Source organism: Occultella kanbiaonis, assembly GCF_009708215.1.
Taxonomy (GTDB): domain Bacteria; phylum Actinomycetota; class Actinomycetes; order Actinomycetales; family Beutenbergiaceae; genus Occultella; species Occultella kanbiaonis.
In genome coordinates this window covers 1,468,277-1,492,273 of record NZ_CP046175.1, presented here as the reverse complement: position 1 = coordinate 1,492,273, position 23,997 = coordinate 1,468,277, and the positions used below count along the sequence as shown (strand labels likewise).

The following is a 23,997-nucleotide window of genomic DNA, read 5'->3' as shown; positions in this document are numbered from 1 at the left end:
CGGATCAGTCCCGCAGCGCTTTGCCGGTGAGGTGCAGGAAGACCTGCTCTAGGTTCGGGCGGGTGATCTCCACGTCCGCCAACGTCACGCCCGCGGCGGTGGCTCGGGTGACGAGCTCGGCGACGGCGGTCGGTGCCTCGCGGACGGCGAGCGAGAGTCCCGTGCGGTCCGCGTCGACCTGCTCGACGGCGGCCAGGTCGCCCAGGGCGTCGGCGGCCGCGGCGAGGTCGCCGGAACCGTCCAGGCGGACCCGGTCCAGCCCGCCGATGAGCCGGATCAGCTCGTCCCGGGTGCCCTCGGCCTGCAGTTGCCCGGAGTCGACGATCCCGATGCGGTCGCAGAGCCGCTCGGCCTCCTCCATGTAGTGGGTCGTGTAGAGCACTGCCATGCCCTCTCCCGACAGCGCCTCCACCGACTCCAGGATGGCGTTGCGCGACTGCGGGTCGACCCCGACGGTGGGCTCGTCGAGGATGAGCAAGGTGGGCCGGTGCAGGAGTCCGATCCCGATGTTCAGGCGGCGCTTCATGCCGCCGGAGTACTCCTTGGCCGGGTCACCGGCACGGTCGGTCAGTCCCACGAGATCGAGGACCTCGTCGACGCGAGTGGTCAGTTCCTTGCCGCGCATGCCCTGCAGCCGACCGAAGAAGTTCAGGTTCTCCCGGCCCTTGAGCTCGGGGTAGATGGCCAGGTCCTGGGGCACGAGCCCGATGTGCCGCTTCACCGCGACCCGGGACGGGCCCATCTGCTCACCGAGGACCCGGACCGCTCCGGAGTCGGCGGCGAGCAGCCCGGCGATCATCGAGATCGTGGTGGTCTTGCCGGCGCCGTTCGGGCCGAGCAGGCCGTACGTCTCGCCGGGTGCGATGTCGAAGGAGATCCCGTCGACGGCGGTGAGGTCGCCGTATCGTCGGACCACCTCCTCGACCTCGAGAACGTGCTGACTCGTCGTGCTTCCGCGCTCGTGCGCCACAGGCGTCCCCAGCCGTCGATCGTCCCCGTCCGCCGCCATCGTGACACAACCGGGCGACGACGGGCGAGAGCATTCGCCGAGCCACCGTGCCAGCGACCACGCACCGACGCACCGACCCGGCACGTAGGCTGGCGGACGTGCAGCCACGTCGCGACGATCTCTTCGAGCTCGCGGCCCGGGCCGCGTCCGGTCGGTTCAAGAAACTGGGCGGACCCCACGCCTACTCCGAGGAGAGCTCCAGGGGCTTCCGCCACTCCGGGGTGCTGCTGCTGTTCACGCCGACGGCGCAGGCCGGCCCGGGCCTTGACCTGTTCCTGGTCCAGCGGTCCCCGCTGCTGCGCCACCACCCGGGCCAGATCGCGCTGCCCGGCGGGCGGCTCGAGCCCGGTGAGGACGCCGTCGCCGCCGCCGTGCGTGAGACGCACGAGGAGACCGGCATCGCCCCCGATCAGGTGGAGGTCGCCGGTCCGCTCCCGCCGGTGCTGGTACCGATCAGCGAGTTCGTCGTCACCCCGGTGCTCGGGTGGTCGGACACGGCCCACGCAGCCGACGAGGTCACGCCCGGGGAGGTCCTGCACACGCTCCGGGTCCCGGTGGCCGAGCTGCTCGATCCGGCCGCGCGGGCCACGGTGCAGATGGGCGGCTTCGGCAGCCACGGGTTCCGCCGCCCGACGGGCTGGGTGTGGGGCTTCACCGGGAACCTGCTCGACCACGTCTTCGACCAGCTCGGCTGGACCCTGCCCTGGGACCCCGGCACGGTCTACCGGATGGGATGGGACGAGGCTCGCGGTGCCGACCTGCTCGCGGAGCCGGGCGAGGCGTGACCGGCGCGTCGGCTGCCTGACCGGAGCCGCGCACCGGAACCGGGCGCCCGCTGGGACCTCAGCCCGCCGGGGCTGAGCCCGGTGCGGCAGTGCTCGGGGCTTGGTCGCCCGGGGCTCGGGCGGCCCGGCCGGGCGGCTCCGGTTCCCGCGGTGCGGGCGGCAGGTGCCCGAACCTGTGCCGGGTGCTGCTGATCGCCTGCTCACGGAGCACGCCGAGCATCTCCCGGCGCCCGGATGCGAGTACTTCTCCGGTGAGCAGGGTCACGTCGGCGTCGGGCGCCGCGGTGGCCGGCCAGAGGTCGTCGGCCCGGCCGATCACCCGCACCCGTCCGCGCACGTCCCCGGCTGCGATCCGGTCGGCGAACTCCTGAGCCGTCTCGGTGCGCCAGCCCATGTACCCGATGGCCCTGGCCGCGTCGGCGAAGGCCGCGGCGGACTCGTTCGCCGCGGCGGCGACATCCGCGGCCAGGCTCACGCTCACCGGCACGCCGGCGCACTCGGCCGCCAGCGCGACCCGGGCCACCTCGATCGGTAGCGTGCGCTCCTGCGCACGGATGGTCAGGTGCGGGATCGGCCGGTACCGGAACACGTTCGACTCGCTCCGCAGCGCCGACGGGTCGGCCTCGACACGGAACACGTCGTCGCGGGCGGCCGCGTCCGAACCCATCGACACCTCCAGCCACTCACTCTCACCGGGGTCGGTGGTGAGCGCGGCCAGCGTCCGCGCGAGGGCACGCACCCGGGTCCCGGGGACCCCGGCGCCGGCGGGCCGGTGCTCCTGGATCCAGGTGCCCAGCTGCGCCACGTAGTTCGGTCCGCCCGCCTTCGCCCCCGGTCCGACGGCGGATCGCTTCCAGCCGCCGAAGGACTGCCGGCGCACGATCGCCCCGGTGGTGTGCCGGTTGACGTACCCGTTGCCGACCTCGATCCGGTCGCTCCAACGGGCGATCTCGTCAGCGTCGAGGCTGTGCAGCCCACCGGTGAGCCCGTAGGGCACCGCGTTCGCGATGTCGATCGCATCGTCAAGGGTGGCGGCGGTCATGACGCCGAGGACGGGGCCGAAGTACTCGGTGAGATGGAACGGGGAACCGGGCCAGACGCCCTCCTTGACCCCGGGCGACCAGAGCCGGCCGGAGGGGTCCAGCCGGCGCGGCTCCACCATCCAGGTCTCGCCCGGCTCCAGCCGGGTGAGGGCGTCGAGCAGTTTGCCGCCGGCAGGCTCGATGATCGGCCCCATCGTGGTGCCGAGATCCTCCGGCCAGCCGACCCGCACCGAGGCGACGGCGTCGATGAGGTGCCGCCGGAAGCGTTCCGAGCCGGCCACCGAGCCGACCAGGATGAGCAGCGAGGCCGCCGAGCACTTCTGGCCGGCGTGCCCGAACGCACTGCGTAGGACATCCGCGACGGCGAGATCGTAGTCGGCGCTCGGCGTCACGATCAGCGCGTTCTTGCCGCTGGTCTCGGCGAGCACCCCCGGCCCGCCGGGATGGTCGGCCCGCCACTGGGTGAACATCCGGGCCGTCTCCCAGGCCCCGGTGAGGATGACCGTCTCGACCTGCGGGTGCGCGACCAGGTGCCGGCCGACCTCGTCCTCGGCGACCCGCACCACGCTCAGCACGTCGCGATCGTGCCCGTGCTCGGCCAGGGCGGCGTGGATCGCCTCCACCACCACCTCCGTGCACCCGGGTACCGCGGGGGCGGGCTTGATGATCGCGGGTGAACCGGCCGCGAGCGCGGCCAGCACCCCGCCTGCCGCGATCGCGACGGGGAAGTTCCAGGGTGGGGTGACCAACACCAGTCCGGTCGGGGTGAAGGCGAGTCCCTCGGCGTCGGAGCGCAGCTCGAGGTCAACGGCGGAGTCCGCGTAGTACCGAGCGAAGTCGACGGCCTCGGAGACCTCCGGATCGGCCTCACCGACGGTCTTGCCGCCCTCGTGGGCCATCTGCGTGACCAGGTCGGCGCGGCGCGCCTCGATGGCGTCGGCGGCGGTGCGCAGCACCGCAGCCCGTTCCGCGGCCGGCAGAGCCGCCCAGGTGCCGCCGGCGCGCCGGGCCCGAGTGACGACGTCGTCCACCATGGCCACCGTGGTCAGCTCGGGTGAGGTGAGCCCACGAGCCGCGCCCTCGAGGGCGGTCACCGCCCAGTCCCGGGTGCTCGAGACCGCCGGGTCGGAGTCGACCGAGTTCGCGAAGTCCACACCCGCCGGTACGCGCTCCCGGGTCCGCCGGGGCCGGTCCGAGACCGTGCTGCGGGCCTCGACGCTCGCCCGGAAGCGCGCCTCCTGGTCGGCCATCACGGTCTGCTGGTCCTGACCCTGGCCGTGCCCGCCGGCGAAGAGCGCGTGCAGGAAGTTCTCCGGGGCGGCGTTCTCCTCGAGGCGGCGCACCAGGTAGGACACGGCAACGTCGAAGTCCGCCGGCGCCACCACCGGCGTGTACAGGATCAGCGGACCGCTCGCGCGCAGGTCCGCCGCAACCGCCCGGGCCTGCGCAGGCGCCATGCCCTGCAGCATCTCGACGTCGAGCATCCCCGCCACGCCTCGGCCGGTCGCGAGGAGGTACGCGAGAGCGACGTCGAACAGGTTGTGCGAGGCGACGCCGATCCGCAACGCGCCGAGGGACTCCCCGCGCAGCGCCTCGTCCAGGGCCCGCACGTAGTTGGCGTCCACGTCCGCCTTCGTGCCGAACGGCGCCTGCGTCCAGCCGTGCAGCTCGGCCTCGACCCGCTCCATCGCCAGGTTGGCGCCCTTGACGAGCCGTACCTTGATCGGTGCCCCGCCGAGTTCCCGGCGGCGGTTCGCGAACGCGATCAGCCGGCGCAGCGCGGCCGCGGAGTCCGGCAGGTAGGCCTGGAGCACGATCCCGGCCTCGAGTGCGAGGAACTCCGGCTCGAGGCAGATCGACTCGAACACCTCGACGGTGAGGTCGAGGTCGCGGTACTCCTCCATGTCCAGGTTCACGAACGCCACCGGCGTCTTCGCAGCGGCGGTCCGGTACAGCGGCCGGAGCCGTTCGAGCACCCGCTTGGTCGTGCCCGCCGTGTCCCACGTGCTGATCTGGGACACCAGCGAGGAGACCTTGATCGAGACGTAGTCGACGTCGGGCCGTTCCAGCAGGGCCCGGGTCCGCTCCGCGCGGCGCAGTGCCTCCATCTCTCCGTGCACGTGCTCACCGAGCAGGTTGACGTTCAGGCGGTAGCCCTCCGCCCGGGCCCTGGCCAGGTGGGCGCCGAGCGCCGGGTCCTGGGCGTCCACCACCAGGTGCCCGACGAGTTGACGCAGCCGCTGCCGGGCCAGCGGAACCACCACGCCGGGTGCCACGCCGGCCACCGCGGACCCGAGTCCGAGCAGACCCCGGTCCGCCTTCGACAGGAACCCACCGGCGGCGTCGGCGCGGATCCGGCCGAGTTCGTCGGCGGCGACCCTCAGGTCCTCCGGGCGGGCGACCCGGTCCACGAACCGGACCGCCAGGTCGAGCCCGGCCGGGTCGGCGACGAGCGCCGCGAGCCGCGCCGTGGCCCGACGCTCGGCTCCGCTCTCCCCAGCGTGGGTCGCGCTCGCCCACCGGTGCGCGAGCGCCACCGCGTCCTCGACGACATCCTCGACCGTTGGCACCCGGCCCGGCCCGGGCACGCTCGGCAGCGAACTCGCGGTCGTCGGTGCCGGATCCGTCCGGTGGGTCGGTTCCTGGGTGTGGTCGGTCGGGGCGGTCATGCTCCCATCTTGCGCGTTCGGCGCCCGAGACGTCATTTCGGGCACGGGGTGTCGCATCAGTGCCGGGCGACGATCTGGTCGAACATCGCCTCGAGTTTCGGGTCCCCGACGGGGCCGAAGCCCTGCTCCAGGTGCCAGGCCACGGACTCCGCGAAGCCCTGTTCCACGGTGGTGCTGGGGGCGAACTCCGGCACGAAGCCGCGGATCTTGCTGTTGTCCAGGACGAACGAGTTGGCCTTGTCGCCCAGCATCCCGGCGCCGAAGTCGGCGTCCACGGCGGCCATCTCGGTCGCCGGCACGTGCAGCAGGTTCGCCTCGACGTCGAGGGTCTCGGACAGGACCGTGAAGATCTCGTTCCAGGTGGGCGCGAAGTCCGAGGTGATGTGGAACGCCTCACCGACGGCGTCGGCGCGGCCGAGCAGGCCGACGAACCCGACTGCGAAGTCCCGCGCGTGCGTGAGCGTCCACCGGGTGGTGCCGTCGCCGACGACGGCGACCGGTGCGCCGCGGAGCATCCGGGCGGCGTCCGTCCAGCCGCCGGACGTCGGTACCCGGGTTCGGTCGTAGGTGGCCGAGGGCCGTACCACGGTCACCGGGAAGCCACGGTCGGCGTGCGCGGCGAAGAGGAGCTCCTCGCTCGCGGCCTTGTCCCGGGAGTACTGCCAGTACGGGTTCTCCAGTGGCGTCTGCTCGGTGACCGGAAGCACGGCGGGTGGGGTCTGGTACGCGGAGGCGGAACTGATGTAGACGAACTGACCGGTGCGGCCCGTGAAGAACTCCACGTCCGCGGCCGCATGCTCCGGCTTGAACGAACGGAACTGGGCCACCGCGTCGAACTCACGGCCGGCCAGTGCCTCGCCGAGCGCGGCGACGTCGTGCGCGTCCGCGTGCAGCACCTCGACGCCGTCGGGCAGGGTCCGGGTGTGCGTGGTCCCGCGGTTCAGCACCGTCACGGCCATCCCCCGGGACAGGGCAAGATCCACGCAGGACGCGCTGATCTGCCCGTTCCCACCGATGAACAACACACTCGTCACGATGTCTCTCCTCGGGCGTGGCCCAGGTGGGCCGGGGCGGTTCTGGCACAGGATCGGCCCAGGCGCGGTGCCGACAGGTACGAACCTACCGGCGTGCGGCGAGCCAGGCGTCCTCGGCCGCGTAATCGAACAGGTCGGCGCCGCCGGCCGCGAAGTCGCCGAACGCCTCACGCCAGTCCCGCTCGGTGGCCGCGCGTTCGATCCAGTCCAGATACGGCCCGAGCGAGGCCGCGTAGTCGATGGCCGGCCGGTAGCCGAGGTCCGCGGCCGCCCGGGACATGTCCAGGACGAACGGCACGGGCACACCCCACGGGCTCAGGCCCACGTTCCCCTCGGGCTCACCGGGCATCGGGTGCAGCGTGACGTCACGGCCGCGGGCCGCGTAGACGGCAGCCACGATCTCTGCGGTGGTCGGGGCCTGCGGGTCCACCGCGTTGAGCACCCGGCGCCCCGGCCGGGCCGCGGCGAGGCGGATCAGCTCGGCGACGTTCTCGGTGGCGCTCGGGTGGAACCGGGACCTGCCCTCGTGGGCGAGCACCACGTCCGTGCGGCCGTCCAGGACCCGTTTGAGCGCGAACCACTCCCGTGGGTTCTGGGCGAAGCGACCATGGATCGCACCGGGCCGCAGCACGGTGGCCGGAAGGTCGGCGGCGAGCCACGCCTGCTCGAGTTCCACCTTGCCCGGCGCGTACCCGCCCGGGCCGGGCTGCGCCGTCGGGCCGTCCTCGCCCTGCCCGACGTCCAGGTGCGGGAACTCCGGTCCACCCAGGTACCGGCCCTCACCATCGGCGTAGACGGCCGCTGAGGAGATCACGACGGCGGAGCCCAGGTCCGCGCGATGGCGCAGCACCTGGTCGGCGTGGCCGGCGTTGAAGGCGACGCAGTCCACGAGCAGGTCGACACCGTCGCCGACCGCGGTGGCGAGCACCGTCCCGTCGTCGCGGTCACCGCGGATCTCGTGTACGCCGCGTTCGGCCAGCTCCGGCTCGAGCGGGCGGCTGCCGCGGTGCAGGACCCGGACCCGCCACCCGTCGGCGGCGAGCGCGAGGGCCGCGGGGACGCCGATCTGTCCGTTGCCGCCGATGATCAGCGCGGTGCTCATCACCCCACCGTAGGGGCGCAAGTAGCCTGCGTGCATGACATCGGGGACAACGTCCGAGCGGTCGCCGGCGCGACCTGAGGGTGCCGCCGCGCAGATCGCGGCCTGCGAGCGCACCTTCCGCAGGTACGGACTGCCCCTGCTCGTGCACGGGCACACCTCCCGACGGGACGTGTACGGGCGGGCCGCCCCGTTCCTGGTCGTGGTGATGCTGCTCGAGGTGTCCGCCGCGGTGCGCCTGGACTGGGCGTGGTGGGTCAACCTGGCCGTCCTGGTCGGCGCGATCGGCCTGCTGTTCGCCGGCTACGCAGGGCTGAACGTGCTGCGGGGCCGGGCCTGGAGCACGCTCCCACAGGACGTCGGCACGGCCGAGCTCGGCTTCTTCGTGCTGGCTCCCGCGGTGCTGCCCGTGGTCTTCGGCGGGCAGTGGATCACCGGGATCTCCGTGGCGGTCGGCAACGTGGTGCTGCTGGCGATCGTGCGCGGGGTGGTCGGCTACGGGCTGGCGGCCACCCTCTGGTGGGGCATGTCGCGAGTCGGCAAGGAGCTCGGGGACTCGCTGCTGCGGCTGATCCGGTTCCTGCCGTTGCTGCTGATCTTCTCGATCGCACTCTTCTACACCACCGAGGTGTGGCAGGTCTTCGACCACACCCCGGGCGCCTCGGACCTCATCCTCGGGGCGTTCTTCGTGGCGCTGATCGTGCTCATCCTGCGGATCCGGCTGTCCCGGGAGACGGCGGAGATCCTCGACCGGGCGGAGCGGGCGGTTCCGGAGGCGGCGGACCTGCCTGCGCTGACCCGCCCGCAGCAGGCCAACGTCGCGGCCATGGTCGGCGCGAACCAGCTGCTGCAGGTGATTGTGGTGAGCCTCGGCGTCGGGGTGTTCTTCCTGGCGCTCGGCGTGCTCACGATCACCCCGGGTCTGATGGCCGAGTGGGCGATCGACGGCGGCAACTGGCGCGAGGAGGTGAACCTGTTCGGTGACACGCTGGTGCTCAGCCAGACCCTGATCCGGGTATCGGTGGCCATGGCCACGTTCACGGGGTTGTACTACGCGATCTCGGTGCTCACCGACGCGGTCTACCGGGTCGACTTCATCGACGACATGGCGGTGAAGATGGCCGACGTCGCCGCGCATCGGGTGCGCTACCGGCGCCTGCTCGCCGCGCGCGAGGCGGCCACCTCCGACTGAGGCCCCGGTCGGAGCGGGTCGGTAGGCTCCGCTTCATGGCGATCATCCATCCTTCGACCCTGACTCCGACCAAGTTGGAACTGCTCGAGGAGTGGCTGGCCACACCGGCCTCAGGTGGACTGGCCGGACCCGGGCAGCTGCGCCGCGTCGGCAGCTACCGTTTCGACGACCCGGCCGGCGAGGTCGGCATCGAGGCGCTGCTGGTCACCCGTGGCGGCCCCGTCCGGCAGGTCGTCCTCACCTACCGGGCCGCACCGCTGGAGGGCGCCGGCGAGCACCTGATCGCCACCATGGAGCACTCGGTCCTCGGGCGGCGCTGGGTGTACGACGGCACGGGTGATCCCGTGGCCCTGGCCGCCTACCAGCGCGCCCTTGCCGGGGTGCAGCACCAGGCAGCTCTCGAGGTCTGGGAGGGCGACACCCTCGTCGAGACCCGGGAGCCGACGGTGCACCTGACCGTGTGGGATCCCGCCGCGTCGCCAGACGGGCTCGTCGTGCGCTTCGCCCGTGAGCCGGGGGCCGTCGAGACCGGGTCACCGGCGCTCCTGGCGACCTGGGACGGCGGCAGCGGCGTGGTCGCCACCGCCTGAAGCCCGGCAGGTGAGCACTCGCGCGCCCGGCCTCACGTGGCACGATCGGAGCATGGAAGCCACCCCCGCCGCTGCCCTCTGGGCCGACCGCACCGGCAAACGGACCTACACCGGATACAACGCGCGTGGCGCGGAGGTCCGGATCGGACCGGACGACGCCGAGGGCGTGTTCTCGCCGGGGGAACTGATGAAGCTCTCGCTCGCGGCCTGCAACCTGATGAGCGCAGACTGGCCGCTGTCACGGCGTCTCGGGCGGGACTTCCGCGCCTCGGTCGGGGTGGAGACCGAGAAGGTCGAGGACGAGAACCGGTACGGCTCCGGCCGGGTCGAGATCGTGCTCGACCTGTCCGGTCTCGACGAGCAGGGCCGAGCCGACCTGGAGGAGGTGGTGCGCCGCGCCGTGGAGCGCGGTTGCACCGTGGGGCGCACACTGGATGCCGGGATGCCCCACAGGCTGAGCATCACCGACGCCCGCTAGCGCGGCCTCGACACCCGAGCACATCGCACCGAGCACAGGCACCACGAGGAGGACCCATGGGACGCAGGGCCAAGGACGACCAGAACGGCGAGCAGGACGCCGGGACCCTGGAGCGCCTGATCGACACGGCTGTCACGGTGCCCGCGGGACGCGTACACGCCTACGTCGACGGCCTGCGGCGCAAGAACCCGACCGCCTCCCCGGAGGAGATCATCGCCCTCCTCGAGAAGCGGTACCTGCTCGCCGTCAGCGGCTCCGGGGCGGCGGTCGGTGCGGCCGCCGCGTTCCCGGTCATCGGTACCACCGCGGCGGTGGCCCTCACCGCGGGACAGGTCGGCGTGTTCCTGGCCGCCTCGAGCGCACTGTCCCTGGCGGTGGCGGACGTGCACGGGATCGCCGTCGGCGACGTCCACCGGCGGCGGGCGCTGCTGATGAGCTCCCTGCTCGGCGAGCAGGGCCCGCAGCTGTTCGAGCAGCAGCTCGGGCTGAGTTCGGTCACCTGGGCGAAGGTGCTGCTCACCCGGCTGCCGGTGGCGACCGTGAAGAGCGTCAACAAGGCGTTGCGCGGTCGGGTCGTGAAGGTGGCCGCGGCCAAGGGCGGGTCGATCATGCTCGGGCGGCTGCTGCCGTTCGGCGTCGGCGCCGTGGTCGGGTTCGCCGGTGGCCGGCTGATGGGCAAGACGATGATCGGTGGCACCAAGGAGGCGTTCGGACCGGCCCCGGCCTTCTTCACGCGGGAGGTGGAGGGCACCGCCGTGACGGTCGAGCCCGATGACCTGTTCAAGGAGCCGCTGCCGAAGGGCAGCGAAGCCGGGGCGGACGGCTCCTGAAACGGGCGGCCCGATAACAGGGTGCACGCGGCCGGGGTGGTCCGGCAGGGTGGTCGCCATGTCGGAGGTCAGGAACGTCGAGTACGGCGACTCGGCCGTCGCGCTCCCGAATGAGATCCTGCGGTCGGTGGTCGGCAGCGGTGTGCACGGGATCGCGATCGCCGGCACCGACGACCACGACGAGATGGGTGTCTACATCGAGCCGCCCTCGCACGCGCTCGGCGTCGGGAAGTACCGCGACGACTATGTCTGGCGGACGCAGCCCGAGGGGGTGCGCAGCGGTCACGGCGACACCGATCTGATCCTGTACTCGCTGCGCAAGTACCTCCGCCTGGGGATCCGGGGCAACCCGACCGTGATGCTGCCTCTGTTCGCGCCCGACGAGTCCCTGGTCGTCGTGACACCGCTCGGAACGGAACTGCGATCGATGCGGTCGTCCTTCCTGTCGCAGCGGGCCGTCGAGCGATTCCTCGGCTACATGCGATCCCAACACGAGCGGATGCTGGGCGCGTCGCAGCGAGACGTCCCCAACCGGCCGGAACTGATCGAGAAGTACGGCTGGGACGTGAAGTACGGCAGCCATGCGCTGCGGCTCGCCTATCAAGGGTTCGAGATCGCCTCGACGGGAACGTTGAGTCTGCCCCTGCCCGTGCGGGAGCGCGAGCGCGTCCTGGCCGTGAAGCGTGGTGAGGTGCCGCGCATCGAGGTCTCCCTCGAGATCGCCGGCCTGGAAGCCCAGGTCCGGACCCTGCTGGACGACGGCGCGACGCCGCTCCCCGCAGTCGCCGACGTCGACCGGATCAACGACTGGGCGATCGATGCCCAGCGCCGCCACTGGGGCTGGGGCTGACCGACTTCGGTTCCTGGCGTTCGGCGCGGCACGCACGGTGAGCCCGCTGCCGGCCGACCTACACTGGCTCCATGCCGGACACCCAGTACGAGGAACTGCTCGCCCACGTCCTGACCACCGGGGCCACCAAGGGCGACCGCACCGGCACCGGCACCCTCTCGGTGTTCGGACATCAGTTGCGCTACGACCTCTCCCGCGCCTTCCCGCTGGTCACGACCAAGCGCGTGCACCTGAAGTCGATCGTGCACGAGCTCATCTGGTTCCTGCGCGGCGACTCCAACGTCGGCTACCTGCGTGAGAACGGGGTTCGGATCTGGGACGAGTGGGCCGACGACGACGGCGAGCTCGGCCCGGTCTACGGCGTCCAGTGGCGCTCGTGGCCGACACCCGACGGCGGTCACATCGACCAGATCGACCAGGTCCTCACCCAGCTGCGCCAGACCCCCGACAGCCGGCGCATCATCGTCTCCGCGTGGAACGTCGCCGACCTGGACCGGATGGCACTGGCCCCGTGTCACGCGTTCTTCCAGTTCTACGTGGCCGACGGTCGCCTGTCCTGCCAGCTGTACCAGCGCAGCGCCGACCTGTTCCTCGGGGTGCCGTTCAACATCGCCTCCTACGCCCTGCTCACCCACATGGTCGCCCAGCAGGTCGGCCTCGAGGTCGGCGACTTCATCTGGACCGGCGGCGACTGCCACATCTACAGCAACCATGTCGACCAGGTCCGCGAGCAGCTCACCCGGGAGCCGTACGAGTTCCCGACCCTGCGCCTGAACACCGCGCCGAGTCTGTTCGACTACACCTACGAGGACGTCGAGGTCGTCGGCTACTCCCACCACCCGACGATCAAGGCTCCGATCGCGGTCTGAGACGGAGCGAGCATGCTGGGGATGATCTGGGCGCAAGCCCGCGGCCGGGTGATCGGACGCGACAACGACCTGCCCTGGCGGCTTCCGGAGGACCTCGCCCATTTCCGGTCGACGACGGCGGGGGACGCCGTGGTCATGGGCCGGCGCCAATGGGAGTCGCTGCCCGAGCGGTTCCGGCCGCTGCCCGGCCGGCGCAACGTGGTGCTCAGCCGGGATCCCGGCTACGAGGCGGAGGGCGCGGAGCTGGTCACGACCCTGGACGCCGCCCTGGCGCTCGTCGCCGAGGAGGACGCCTGGATCTGCGGCGGCGGTGAGGTCTATTCGCGGGCGATCGACCACGCGGACGTCCTCGTCGTCACCGAGATCGACCTGGACGTCGAGGGCGACACCTTCGCCCCACCGATCGGGCCGGAGTGGGAGGTCACCGAGGCCGGCCCGTGGCGCACCGGCGCCGGCGGTCTGCGGTTCCGGATCCTGACCTATCGGCGCCCGTGAACGTGACGGCCGACACACCTGGGTAGGCTGCTCGGACGATGACTGCACCAGGCGGCCCCGAGGCCGGCGACGACGCGGGCCCGGGCAGCACCCGGCCCGACGAGCCGTCCCGACCCCCGAGCCTGCTGCCGATCGTCGCGGCCGGCCGCACGGCGCTGGTCGCGGCCGTGTGCCTGTTCGCGGTGCTCGCTGCGACCGCCGTCGGGCCCTGGGAGATCACCGAGCGGTGGCAGGTCGACGTGCCGACCGCGGAACCGCCCAGCGTCACCGGTTCGGAGCAGCAGCCGACGCCCGACCCGACCCCGACCATGCCCGCGTTCCTCGAGGACCTGCCGGTGCCGGACCTGAGCTGGCTCGGCCTGGTCGCCGGCCTCGTCGCCGCGGTCGTCGTGATCGCCCTCCTGATGCGGTACCTCGCCTACCTGCGGCGGCCGCTCGAGGACGAGGCGGACGCGCAGAGCCGGCTGGTCGGCGGCGAGGTCGCCGACGCGGAGCCGGAACTGCCGGTGCTGGAGCAGGGCGTGAGCGCCGCCCTGAAGCACCTCGACCAGATCCGGGAGCCACGGGACGCCATCGTGGCGGCCTGGCTCGCCCTCGAGGACGCCGCTGCCCGCTCGGGTGTGGTCCGGGCGCCCGCGCAGACACCCACCGAGTTCACCGCCGGGGTGCTGGACCGAACCGAGGCGGACCCGCACGCCACGGCCACCCTGCTCCGGCTCTACCACCGGGCCCGGTTCTCGACCGCTCCGGTCACGGCCGACGACGTCACCACCGCCTCGACCTGTCTCGCCGACCTGGCCCGTAGCTGGACCGCGCTCCAGGCCGCCAGGCGCGACGCCGGGTCGCGCCGGCCGGCACCGGAGGAGCAGGAGTGAGCGGCCAACCGGACAACGGGCGCAGGCGCCGCCTGTGGGTCTGGCCCGTGGTGGTGGGCGTCGGCGGCCCCGTGCTCGCGTTCACCATCGGGCTGGACGTGGCGCACTCACTGATGATCGGTCTCGCCGTCGCACTCGTCGTCGCGGGCAGTCGCGTGATCGGACTGGGCGACCAGGCCGTGTGGCCACGGCTGCCGTTCGGGCGCCGCGACGGAGCCCGCCGCGACGTCTCCAGCCTGTCCTGGTCGCTGTACGGGCAGCAGCGCGAGCTGACCGGGTCCGGCCGTCGGCGGCTGCGCCGGGTCTGTCTGGACACCCTCGAGCTCGCCGGGTACTCCCTCGACACCCCGGACGGCGTCCGCGCGGTCGAGGACCTCCTCGGCCGTCCCGTGACCGCGTTCCTGATCGACGAGGACCAGCCGGCGCCGGACCTGCGCGGCGTCCAACGCACCCTGACCGCACTGACCGCAGTCCCGCTACGAAAGGCTCACCGATGACCACTCCGAGCGCCACCCCGGACGACGCCGCCCCGTTGCCGATCGAGCAGGTCGCCCGCTCCGGTGCGGCGGTCCTGGCGGAGGTCGGCACCGTGGTGGTCGGCATGGAGGCCCCGCTGCGGATCGCGCTCGCCTCGGTCCTCGCCGGCGGCCACGTGCTCTTCGAGGACGTGCCGGGCCTGGGCAAGACGCTCGCCGCGCGCTGCCTGGCCGCCGCCCTCGGACTGGACTTCCGCCGTCTGCAGTGCACCCCGGACCTGCTGCCCGCGGACATCACCGGTTCGTTCGTGTACGACCCGACCTCCTCCGAGTTCGTGTTCCGGCCGGGCCCGGTGTTCACCGGCCTGTTCCTCGCCGACGAGATCAACCGGACGGCGCCGAAGACGCAGTCCGCACTGCTTGAGGCGATGGCCGAACGACAGGTCACCGTGGAGGGCACGAGCTACCGGCTGCAACGCCCCTTCCACGTGATGGCCACGTCCAACCCGGTCGAGTACGAGGGCACCTACCCGCTGCCGGAGGCCCAGCTCGACCGGTTCATGGTGCGCCTGTCCGTCGGCTACCCGCACCCGGACGCCGAGGTGGACGTCCTCGCGCGCCGGGTCGCCCGCCGACGCGAGGAGGCGCAGGTCCGCGCCGTCGTGGACGCCGCGACCGTGCGGGGCATGCAGGCCGGCGTCGAGGCCGTCGAGGTGGACCCGGACATCCTGCGCTACTGCGTGGACCTCGCGGTGGCGACCCGAGCCCACCCCGCGGTCGAGGTGGGCGCCTCCCCCCGTGGCTCGCAGGCGCTGCTGCTGATCGCCCGCGCCATGGCAGTGCTGGATGGCCGCGCGTTCGTCACCCCGGAGGACGTGAAGGCGATCGCGGTGCCCGCCCTCGCCCACCGTCTCGTCCTGACGCCGTCGGCCTGGGCGTCGGGCACCGTACCCGAAGCGGTGGTCACCGCCCTCCTGGACGAGGTGCCCGGGCCGGCGAGCGCGGGGGTGGCCGCCGGGCGGGCCGGCCGGTGAGTGCGGCCGACATCCCCCCGCGCACCGGTGAGCGCCCGCCTCCGGCAGCGGCGCCCTGGCGTCCCGGCGTGCAGTCGATCGCGGCCGCCGTCATCGGCGTGGCTGCCCTCACGCTCGGGGTGATCGGTTCCCGGCCCGACGTCGCCGTGCTGGGCCTGCCGTTCGTGCTCGGCTTCGCCTGGGCCTGGTTCACCCGGCCCACCTCGACCTCCAGCCAGGCCTTGGGTCAGGCGACCGATCGCCGCGGGGCCGGCACCGACGCCGCCGCCGACGGCCTGATCGGAACCGTGTCCGCCGACCTGGTGCTCGATCCCGCGCCCGGGGCCGAGGTGCTCCGGGTCCGCGTGTCCAGCGCCGGACACCGCGAGGGTCAGGCACTGATCGACGTCGGCCGCCCCGGGCCCCGGACGGTCCGGCTGCACCTGGACACCGCGCGGACCGGCGTGCAGCCGATGTTCCGCACCGACCTGGTGTGGTCCTCCTACGACCAGACGATGGTCGCCGGGCCAAGTCGCCTCGGGCCGCTGCGCGTGACCGTCTACCCCACCGCGATCCCGTTGCGCCGGCTCCCGATGCCACGCAGGCTGCAGGGTCTGACCGGTCCGCACACGTCCCGGCGGGTCGGCGACGGCACCGACCTGCACGACGTGAACCTGTTCACCCCGGGTGACCGGCTGCGCCGCATCGACTGGCGGGTCACGGCCCGCCGATCCCTGGACGTGACCACCGGGCGCCTCGGCGAGCTCTACGTGCGCCGCACGTTCGCGACGGCGGACGCCACGATCATGCTCGTGGTCGACTCGCGCGACAACGTCGGGCCGGACGTGGACACCTGGGGCGGCGGCAAGGAGGCCCGGGTGGACGAGCCCACCTCCCTCGACCTGGCTCGGGAGGCGGCCACGTCGCTCGCGAAGCGGTACGTCGACGGCGGCGATCGGGTCGGACTCGACGACCTCGGGCTGCGCCGCCGGCCGGTGGCTCCGGCGGGCGGGCGCAAGCAGCTGGACCGGATCACCCAGCGGCTCGCGACGATCGCACCGGAGGGTTCACCGACCGCCCGCGAACGGGCCCCGCAGGTGCCATCGTCCGCGCTGGTGGTGATCTTCTCCACGTTCCTCGACGACGAGGCGGCCCGGATGGCGCACCAGTGGCACGCCCAGGCGCACCGGGTGATCGCCGTCGACGTGCTGCCCCAGGTTCGTGACCATCACCTCGACTCCTACCAGCGGACCGCGTACGCCCTGGTCCGCCTGGAGCGCGGGATCCGGCTCGAGCGGCTGCGCCGCACCGGCGTCGAGGTGGTGCACTGGGTCGGTGACCCGGACGGCCACGGTTCGTCGACGTCCGCGGACATCGACCTGCTGGTGCTGTCCCGGCCCGGGCACCGGGTGCGGACCCGATGAGCGCCCCCGGCCGCCTCAGCAGCGTCCGCCAGTGGATGTTCGGCTGGGACGTCGACACACCGCGGGAGCGGCCACTGCCGCCGGTCGAGATCGACGTCGGCCGCTGGGTGCCGGCCTGGGTGGTCCGGGTGGTCGCGGGCCTTGCCGTACTCGCCGCGGGCCCGATCCTCACCGCGGACCCGACCCAGCTCGCGTTGGCCGCGGCGCTCGGCGTCGGGGTCGCGATCGGTCCGCAGGGCGCGATCCCGATGATCGCGCTGGTCGCGGGGATCGTCGCGTTCGCGGCCCGGGAGCCGTCCCCGGCCGTCGGCGCCGGCCTGCTGCTGTGCCTGCACGGCATGCACTACCTGACCCGAAGGGTCTCCGGGCTGTCCCCGCGGGCCCGCGTGGAACTGGCCGCCCTTCGGCGAGGGCTCGTCCCGGCCCTGGTCGTTCAAGGGTTCGCACAACTGGTCGGCGTGGTCGTCTGGTTCCTGCCAGGGCCGGCCTCCCCCTTCCCCTGGCTCGCCGTGCTGGCGCTGATCGCGATCACGGTCCTCGTCCTGGTGGGGGTGCGGGCACTGCGTGCCGTCGAGGCGGGCGGCCCGGGGCCCCGCCGCCTGCCTGCGAAGCCGTCTCGAGGAACCACCGGCAGCACACCGGCCGGGCCCGGAGGTGATAGAACGTCCTCCGATGCACCGCCGCAGGACGGCGGCGAGCCGCCGGCTGCCCGGCCGACGTGGCGGTCGGTGGACCCCGACGCCTGACCTCGACGCACGCGCCCTTCTCCCCCACCAGACCGCACCCGATCAGGAGCACCCATTGGACAACCGACGCGCCGAGCCCGGCACCACGTGGGCCGGTACCCACGCGTACACGGCGGCGACGCTGCACCGACCGGACACGCTCGACGAGGTGCGTCGCATCGTCGCCGCCGCCTCGCACATCCGGGCACTCGGGTCCCGGCACTCCTTCCACGACCTGGCCGACTCCCCCGGGGACCTGATCAGCCTGGAGCGCGTGGACCCGGAGATCGACATCGACCCCGACGCCCGGACCGTCACCGTGGGCGCGGCCGTGCGCTACGGCGACCTCGCCGTCGCCCTCGACCGGGCCGGTTGGGCGCTCGGCGCGATGGCCTCGCTGCCGCACATCTCGGTGGCGGGAGCCACCGCCACCGCGACCCACGGCTCGGGTGACGCGACCGGGAACCTGGCCTCCGCCGTCGTGCGCCTCGAACTGATCACGGCGGACGGCGACCAGCTCACCCTGAGCCGGGGCGACGCGGACTTCCCGGGCGCGGTCGTGCACCTCGGGGCGCTGGGCATCGTGACCCGGGTGACGCTGGCCGTCGAACCCCGCTACGAGGTGCGGCAGTGGGTGCGCCGGGACGTGCCGTGGGAGGACCTGCTCGGCGACTTCGACGCGATCACCTCCGCGGCGCAGAGCGTCAGCGTGTTCACCCGCTTCGGTGACATCGCCGGCCGGGTCTGGATGAAGAGCCGTGATGCGGCCGAGCCGGACGCCCCGTGGGGGGTGCCCGCCACCGTGGAACAGCATCCGATCGACGGCCTGGACGCGGTCAACTGCACCGCACAGCTCGGCCGGCCCGGGCCGTGGTACGACCGGTTGCCACACTTCCGGATGGGCTTCACCCCGAGTGTTGGTGCCGAGATCCAGAGCGAGTATCTCGTGCCCCGGGCGCACGCCGTCGCCGCCATCACGGCCCTGCGCGGCCTGGGTGAGGCGATGGCGCCGGTGCTGCAGGTCTCCGAGATCCGCACCGTCGCCGCCGACGACCTGTGGCTCAGCGCAGCCGAGGGCGGGGACCGGGTCGCGTTCCACCTCACGTTCGCCCGGGAGCCGGACGCGGTCCGAGCGCTGCTCCCGCGGATCGAGGATGCCCTCGACCCGTTCGACGCCCGCCCGCACTGGGGCAAGTGGTTCACGACCGGGCCCGGGCGCCTGGCCACCCTGTATCCGCGGCTCGGGGACTTCGCCGAGCTCGCAGGCCGGCTCGACCCGCAGGGCTGCTTCCGCAACGACTACCTGGACCGGACGGTGCTCCCCCGCTGATCGGCTCGTCAAACGCATCACACGACCCTGGAGGCGGGACTACTCTCGGGTCACGCAGGGGATGCCACCATCGAGGACGAGATGTCACCCAGGATCGATCTGAATCCGCGCCGCGCCGACGACGACGAACCCGTCGGCCAGGCGCCCACGCTCGGCGAAGTCACGAACCCGTACACGGTTCCGCACGAGGACGAACCCGAGACCACCTGACCGGGCGCCGGTCCGCGCGAGCCGTCTGACGGGGGCGGCTCACGCGGACCACGCTCCGCCGCTGCCGGCTAGGCGACCGAAGCGACCCAGATACTCGCGCGCGCGCCGCCGAGCGTCTCCCTGCCGGACGGGTCGGCGATCCGCTGCAGGTGCGGCGACGCACCCTGGGTGGTCGCGACACCACGCGCCTGCGCGGCCGCCACGACCCGCTCGCGGAACTTCGCCCAGTCCCCGCCACCCTGCGGGAACTCCTGGAACTCGATGGTCTTGACGACTGCGAGCCGCACCCCTCCGGGCACGCCGGTCAGCCGGACGTGGATGTCGTCGCGATCGGCGAAGGTCACGTACCACTGCCCGGGACCGGCCGCCGCCGCCTTCTTCGGCTTGGCCGCCACGGCCGCGTTGATCACCTCGGTGGCCGTGCCGGCGTCCGTCCGCAGGTCCAGCGTGGTCGACAGCGCGTCCAACGCCGTCGGGAGCCGCTTGGCTGCGAACGCTCTGCCGGCGTTCTCCCCGGCCCTCTGCGCCCGGCTGGTGAGGAGCCCTTTCCAGAGCGGGGACGCGAGCAGCGCGATGACGAGCAGCGCGATGCCGATGAATTGCCAGGTTTCCATGGGAGCTCCAGTCCTTGATCAGTTCTCGGCGAGAGTAGCGGTCCTCACATCCGCGCACTCACAGCCGCGGGTCGACCGGCTCGGACTCGAGCGCGAGGACCCCGAACACCGACTGGTGCACCTTCCAGAGCGGATCGTGTTCGACGAACGCCGTGAGCGCGTCGAGGCCCAGCCCGTGCTCCCGGACGGCGAGCTGACGCTCCTTCCCGAGGTGGCGCTCACGAAGGAGATCCAGCGAGTCCGTGTAGTCCGGGCCGTAGATGATCCGCAGGGGTAGAAGACCGTGGCCGTGCCGAACGACTGCTTGAACTCCTGCACCCGGTCGGGGTGCTTGTGCAGCAGGTAACCGAGATCTGTGGCCGGCTGGTGCGTGGTCGTCAGGGTCAGGAGCACGCGCTCAGTATGCCCGACCCGATTGGACCAACTCCGGTCGCTGTGTTCCGGACCCTTGAAATGCCTTCAGGCCCGGAATCCGTGGATTCCGGGCCTGAAGGATTTGTGGCGGGGGCGGGATTTGAACCCGCGACCTCCGGGTTATGAGCCCGGCGAGCTACCGAACTGCTCCACCCCGCGTCGGTAAACACAACCTTACGGGTCCGCCCGCGCCGGGGCAAATCCGCGGGCCGTGGCGCCGGTCACACCGGCGCCACGGCCGCACGATCAGCCCGTGGTCGCGGTGTCGGTCGGCTCCTCGGTGGCCCCATCATCGGCGGGGGCTGCGCCGGCGAGCTCCTGCTCGGCGGCCATCGCGTCCGCGATCGCCTCCTCCAGCTGCGTCTGGGCCTCGCCGTACGCGGCCCAGTCGCCGCTGGCGAGCGCCTCGTCGGAGGCCGTGAGCGCGGCACCGGCCGCCGCCAGCGCGTCGTTCAGGCGCTGCTGGGCGTCGACGTCCGGGGTCTCGGTTCCCTCGCCGCCGCCGGTTCCGGTCCCCTCGTCGGGGGTCGGATCGACGTCGGCATCCCCGGCGTTCGCACCGGAGTCACCTTCGAACACCTGGTCGAGCGCCTGGTCGAGGGTCTGCGCGAAGCCCACCTCGTCACCGAACGCGACGAGCACGCGCCGCAGCAGCGGGTACTGGGTGCCGCCCGAGGACTGCACGTAGACGGGCTGGACGTAGAGCACACCGCCACCGACGGGCAGGGTGAGCAGGTTGCCCTGGATCACCTCCGAGCCTCCGCGGCCGAGGATGTTCAATTCGTTCGCCGCGGCGGCATCCGAGTCGAAGTTGCCCTGTACCTGACCCGGTCCCGGGACGGTCTCGTCCCGTGGGAGCTCGAGCAGGGTCAACGTGCCGTAGTCCTCCGCGACCTCCCCCGGGGTGTTCCCGGGCTCGGCATTCACCGCCAGGAAACCTGTGAGGACGTTCCTGGTGTCGTCGTCGACGATGAAGGACGTGGTCAACGAGAACGAGGCCTGGTCCTGCTCCGGCAGCGCCAGGGTCAGGTAGTACGGCGGCTGCGGAACCTCTGCGTCCGAAGTCGGGTCGTTCGGGACCCGCCAGAAGTCGGCCGTCGTGAAGAAGCTCTCGGCGTCGGTGACGTGGTACTGGGTGAGCAGTTCACGCTGCACCTTGAACATGTCCTCGGGGTAGCGCAGGTGGCTCATCAGGTCACCGCTGATCTCGGAGATCGGCTGGATCTTGCCCGGGAAGATGGCGTCCCAGGTGGCCAGGATCGGGTCCTCCGGGTCCCACGCGTACAGCGTCACGGAGCCGTCGTAGGCGTCCACGACCGCCTTGACCGAGTTGCGGATGTAGTTGATGTAGTCCGGAAGGGCCGCGACCGGCACCTCACCGGACTCGGTCAGCGAGTCGGTGATCGCGGACTCGAGCTCCTGGCGGGCCGAGTAGGGGTACTCGTTGGAGGTGGTGTAGGCATCGACGACCCAGACGACCTCCTTCATCCCGTCGTCGTCGGTGTCCACCACGGCCGGGTAGGTGGACCCTTCCAGGGTCAGGAACGGAGCCACCCGGGCGACCCGCTCCAGCGGGTCCCGGTTGTAGAGGATCTGGGACTCGGAGGTGACCCGGTCGGAGAACAGGATCTGCTCGCTGCCGAACCTGGCCGCGTACAGGGCCTGGTTCCAGATGTTGCCGATCGACGGGCCGCCGTCGCCGGTGAACGTGTTGTTCACCTGACCGTTCGGCGCGCTGTCGTCCGGGTAGTCGAGCTCCCACGGCGGGGTGCCCTCCGGCGCCCCTACGATCGAGTACTCCGGCGAGTTCGGGCTGAAGTAGATGCGCGGTTCGTAGGTGTCGCCGAAGATGCCGGTGCTCGGGATCCCGCTCTCGAAGAACGCCGGCCGACCGTCCGAGGTGACCGTGTTGCCGTACGCGGCCACGACCCCGAACCCGTGGGTGAACACCGTGTGGTCGTTGACCCAGTTGCTCTGCCCGGCCCCCGCCAGGTCCAGGTCGCGCACCGCGATCACGGTGTCCTGGCTCTGCCCGTCGATCGTGTACCGGTCCACCGAGAGGGTCGCCGGGAAGTTGTAGTACTGCTTGTTCTGCTGGAGCTGGCGGAAGGTCGGCGAGACCTCCTGGGGGTCGAGCAGCCGGATGCTCGCCGTCGACTCCGCGTCCTCGCGCAAAGCCCCGGCCTCGGCCACGGTCTCCGCACTGTAGGGCTGCACCTGGACGTCGGTGAGCCCGTACGCCTCCCTGGTCGCATTGATATTGCGCTGGATATAGGTGGCCTCGAGCGCCTGCTCGTTCGGCCCGACGCGCACCCCCTGGATGATCGCCGGGTAGATCCCGCCCACGAGGATGGCCGAGACCACCATGAGGGAGACCCCCACGGCGGGCAGTCGCCAGTTCCCGCGGACCCCGGTGTAGATGAACAGCACCGCGACGAAGACTCCGATGACGGCGAGGATCGCCTTCGCGGGCAGCACCGCGTTGATGTCGGTGTAGGACGCCCCGCTGAAGCGGTCACCGTCGTTGGACAGCAGCGAGTACCGGTCCAGCCAGTAGTTGATGGCGATCAGCAGCGTGAACACGGCGGCCAGGATCGCCACGTGGATCCGGGCCGGTCGGGAGATCTTCTCGCCGCGGCCCATCGGCTGAAGCGCGCCGTAGAGGTAGTGGGTGAACACGGCCGCGACCGCGCAGAAGAACGTCGTCGTCATCAGGAACGAGACGATGAACCGCAGGAACGGCAGCGTGAACATGTAGAAGGACAGGTCGATCCCGAACTGGGGGTCCGTGGTTCCCCACTCCTGACCGTTGAGGGCCAGGAGTGCGGTCTGCCACTGCGTGCTCGCCGCGGAGCCTGCGAAGAAGCCGGCCAGGATCGGGCCGCCGATGAACGCGATCCGGCGCAGCGGCTCGAACGCCTCCCGGTACCGGTCCAGGTCCTGCTGCTGCTGGGTGGTCGGCACGTACATCGGACGGTGCCGGTAGGCGAGGTACAGGTTCAGCCAGATCGCACCGCCCATGACCACGCCACCGGCGATGAACATCAGCGCCCGGGTGACCCATTCGGTCCGGATCACCTCGCTGTAGCCCACCTGGTCGAACCAGAGCCACTCGGTCCAGAACCGGGCCAGGATCAGGAAGGCGACCACCACCCCGACCAGGACCAGCAGGGTTGGCAGCAACACGCCACGTTGGCGGCGCCCCCCGCTCGAGCGGGCGGAACGACTGGCAGCGAATGACACGAGTGACACCTCAGGGGCTTAGGTCAGGACGGCGAGCGCGGGCACAGCGTTGGACGGCGTGCTCACACACTTCACAACGCACGAGCCCTCTGGGAAGTTTCGCATACTCTCCGGGCGCTGAGACGATGGGGTCGTGAACACCGAGATGACCCCCCGCGAACGCTCACTCACCATGGCCGTCATCGAGATCGAGCAGCATTCGGCCGCGGCCGGTTGGGATGCGCCCGTGAGCGTGTTCGCCCTGATCCGCACCGCCGACGCCCTCGCGGACAACCCCGCGCTCGCTCAGGAGTTCCCACCCGAGGTCGTGGAGGCGGCGCGGCACGATCCCGAGCACCTCACCTCGATCGAGCAGGACGGTCTGCCGGAGTCGACGAACCTCGAGGAGCTGCTCGCCCAGCTGGCGTGGCCCGAGACGGTGGCCGGTGCGGCGATCGTGGTCGAGCGGATCGTGGTGCCCCCGGAGGCCGAGGCGAACATGCCGCAGGACCCGGACGCCGGCGTGGACTACCTGATGAATCACCCGGACCGGCAGGACGTGCGCATCGCCGCCGGCCGGCTGCGCACCGGCGAGAGCTGGTGTGCGCTCCGATCCCGCGCGAACGACAACGACGACGCGGTTGCCGGCGGCCCAGACGCCGTCCCAGGGCTGGTCGAGGCGCTGGCAGCCACGTTGCGCTGAGCCGGGCGCCCGGGCGCTCAGGCCGTCGCCAGGACCACCGAGCCCAGC

At 72.0% G+C, this 23,997-nt stretch carries 23 protein-coding genes, 1 tRNA gene and 1 pseudogene; 16 read left to right on the top strand and 9 right to left on the bottom strand.

Going from position 1 to position 23,997, the window contains the following annotated elements; translation table 11 throughout:
* Positions 1-4 precede the first annotated feature (4 nt).
* Positions 5-916, bottom strand: a complete 912-nt coding sequence (locus GKS42_RS06630; RefSeq protein WP_232847963.1) for an ABC transporter ATP-binding protein — start codon at positions 914-916, stop codon at positions 5-7.
* Positions 917-1,107: 191 nt separating this feature from the next.
* On the opposite strand from GKS42_RS06630, the gene GKS42_RS06625 reads away from it, so the two are divergent.
* Positions 1,108-1,794 carry an NUDIX hydrolase gene (locus tag GKS42_RS06625; protein WP_154793116.1) on the top strand — a complete coding sequence of 229 codons (687 nt, stop codon included), beginning with the start codon at positions 1,108-1,110 and terminating at the stop codon, positions 1,792-1,794.
* 58 nt (positions 1,795-1,852) lie between these two features.
* Here the strand turns inward: GKS42_RS06625 and GKS42_RS06620 are convergent, their stop codons facing one another.
* The 3 genes from GKS42_RS06620 to GKS42_RS06610 all read right to left on the bottom strand — a co-directional run bounded on the left by GKS42_RS06620 (position 1,853) and on the right by GKS42_RS06610 (position 7,642).
* Positions 1,853-5,506, bottom strand: coding sequence for a bifunctional proline dehydrogenase/L-glutamate gamma-semialdehyde dehydrogenase (locus GKS42_RS06620; protein ID WP_154793115.1), 3,654 nt, complete (start codon positions 5,504-5,506; stop codon positions 1,853-1,855).
* Positions 5,507-5,562: 56 nt separating this feature from the next.
* Complete coding sequence (locus tag GKS42_RS06615) at positions 5,563-6,540, bottom strand: NAD-dependent epimerase/dehydratase family protein (protein WP_154793114.1); 978 nt, start codon at positions 6,538-6,540, stop codon at positions 5,563-5,565.
* Positions 6,541-6,625: 85 nt separating this feature from the next.
* A complete protein-coding gene (locus tag GKS42_RS06610; RefSeq protein ID WP_154793113.1) occupies positions 6,626-7,642 on the bottom strand; it encodes an NAD-dependent epimerase/dehydratase family protein in 1,017 nt (338 codons plus the stop codon).
* A 34-nt stretch (positions 7,643-7,676) separates the two neighbouring features.
* On the opposite strand from GKS42_RS06610, the gene GKS42_RS06605 reads away from it, so the two are divergent.
* The 14 genes from GKS42_RS06605 (at position 7,677) to GKS42_RS26760 (ending at position 18,996) form a co-directional block, all read left to right on the top strand.
* Positions 7,677-8,831 (top strand): hypothetical protein, encoded by a 1,155-nt coding sequence (locus GKS42_RS06605; RefSeq protein WP_154793112.1) that lies wholly within the window; start codon positions 7,677-7,679, stop codon positions 8,829-8,831.
* 35 nt (positions 8,832-8,866) lie between these two features.
* A complete protein-coding gene (locus GKS42_RS06600; protein WP_154793111.1) occupies positions 8,867-9,421 on the top strand; it encodes a maltokinase N-terminal cap-like domain-containing protein in 555 nt (184 codons plus the stop codon).
* A gap of 52 nt (positions 9,422-9,473) precedes the next feature.
* Positions 9,474-9,899, top strand: coding sequence for an OsmC family protein (locus GKS42_RS06595; protein ID WP_154793110.1), 426 nt, complete (start codon positions 9,474-9,476; stop codon positions 9,897-9,899).
* Between the two features lie 56 nt (positions 9,900-9,955).
* Positions 9,956-10,729, top strand: a complete 774-nt coding sequence (locus GKS42_RS06590; protein ID WP_154793109.1) for a hypothetical protein — start codon at positions 9,956-9,958, stop codon at positions 10,727-10,729.
* Between the two features lie 58 nt (positions 10,730-10,787).
* Positions 10,788-11,579, top strand: coding sequence for a nucleotidyltransferase domain-containing protein (locus tag GKS42_RS06585; protein ID WP_154793108.1), 792 nt, complete (start codon positions 10,788-10,790; stop codon positions 11,577-11,579).
* A gap of 71 nt (positions 11,580-11,650) precedes the next feature.
* Positions 11,651-12,448, top strand: coding sequence for a thymidylate synthase (locus tag GKS42_RS06580; protein WP_154793107.1), 798 nt, complete (start codon positions 11,651-11,653; stop codon positions 12,446-12,448).
* 21 nt (positions 12,449-12,469) lie between these two features.
* A complete protein-coding gene (locus GKS42_RS06575; RefSeq protein WP_232847962.1) occupies positions 12,470-12,943 on the top strand; it encodes a dihydrofolate reductase in 474 nt (157 codons plus the stop codon).
* A gap of 38 nt (positions 12,944-12,981) precedes the next feature.
* Entirely contained in the window at positions 12,982-13,818 is an 837-nt protein-coding gene (locus tag GKS42_RS06570; protein ID WP_154793105.1) for a DUF4129 domain-containing protein, read from the top strand.
* Complete coding sequence (locus tag GKS42_RS06565) at positions 13,815-14,315, top strand: hypothetical protein (protein WP_154793104.1); 501 nt, start codon at positions 13,815-13,817, stop codon at positions 14,313-14,315. The genes GKS42_RS06570 and GKS42_RS06565 overlap by 4 nt, the downstream gene beginning before the upstream one ends.
* A complete protein-coding gene (locus GKS42_RS06560) occupies positions 14,312-15,328 on the top strand; it encodes an AAA family ATPase (protein ID WP_154793103.1) in 1,017 nt (338 codons plus the stop codon). The genes GKS42_RS06565 and GKS42_RS06560 overlap by 4 nt, the downstream gene beginning before the upstream one ends.
* Positions 15,329-15,396: 68 nt before the next feature.
* Entirely contained in the window at positions 15,397-16,731 is a 1,335-nt protein-coding gene (locus GKS42_RS06555; RefSeq protein ID WP_154793102.1) for a DUF58 domain-containing protein, read from the top strand.
* Positions 16,728-17,477 carry a hypothetical protein gene (locus tag GKS42_RS06550; protein WP_154793101.1) on the top strand — a complete coding sequence of 250 codons (750 nt, stop codon included), beginning with the start codon at positions 16,728-16,730 and terminating at the stop codon, positions 17,475-17,477. The genes GKS42_RS06555 and GKS42_RS06550 overlap by 4 nt, the downstream gene beginning before the upstream one ends.
* A 55-nt stretch (positions 17,478-17,532) precedes the next feature.
* Positions 17,533-18,786 carry an FAD-binding protein gene (locus GKS42_RS06545; RefSeq protein WP_232847961.1) on the top strand — a complete coding sequence of 418 codons (1,254 nt, stop codon included), beginning with the start codon at positions 17,533-17,535 and terminating at the stop codon, positions 18,784-18,786.
* 81 nt (positions 18,787-18,867) lie between these two features.
* On the top strand, positions 18,868-18,996 hold the full coding sequence (locus GKS42_RS26760; protein WP_290368047.1) for a hypothetical protein: 129 nt from the start codon (positions 18,868-18,870) through the stop codon (positions 18,994-18,996).
* Positions 18,997-19,064: 68 nt separating this feature from the next.
* On the opposite strand, the gene GKS42_RS06540 is transcribed toward GKS42_RS26760, so the two are convergent.
* The 5 genes and pseudogenes from GKS42_RS06540 to GKS42_RS06520 form a co-directional block, all read right to left on the bottom strand.
* Positions 19,065-19,610, bottom strand: coding sequence for a hypothetical protein (locus GKS42_RS06540; protein ID WP_154793099.1), 546 nt, complete (start codon positions 19,608-19,610; stop codon positions 19,065-19,067).
* Between the two features lie 58 nt (positions 19,611-19,668).
* Positions 19,669-19,845 carry a hypothetical protein gene (locus tag GKS42_RS06535; RefSeq protein ID WP_354002716.1) on the bottom strand — a complete coding sequence of 59 codons (177 nt, stop codon included), beginning with the start codon at positions 19,843-19,845 and terminating at the stop codon, positions 19,669-19,671.
* 80 nt (positions 19,846-19,925) lie between these two features.
* A pseudogene (locus GKS42_RS26420) lies at positions 19,926-20,003 on the bottom strand (hypothetical protein); the annotation flags it as partial.
* Positions 20,004-20,109: 106 nt separating this feature from the next.
* Positions 20,110-20,183, bottom strand: a tRNA-Met gene (locus GKS42_RS06525).
* Between the two features lie 87 nt (positions 20,184-20,270).
* Positions 20,271-23,210: a UPF0182 family membrane protein gene (locus GKS42_RS06520; protein WP_232847960.1), complete on the bottom strand. Its 2,940-nt coding sequence runs from the start codon at positions 23,208-23,210 to the stop codon at positions 20,271-20,273.
* A 190-nt stretch (positions 23,211-23,400) separates the two neighbouring features.
* Here GKS42_RS06520 and GKS42_RS06515 point away from each other — a divergent pair, with 190 nt between their 5' ends.
* The gene (locus tag GKS42_RS06515; RefSeq protein ID WP_328804198.1) at positions 23,401-23,949 is read left to right on the top strand and encodes a PPA1309 family protein; all 549 of its coding nucleotides are present in this window, start codon (positions 23,401-23,403) and stop codon (positions 23,947-23,949) included.
* Positions 23,950-23,997: the final 48 nt, after the last annotated feature.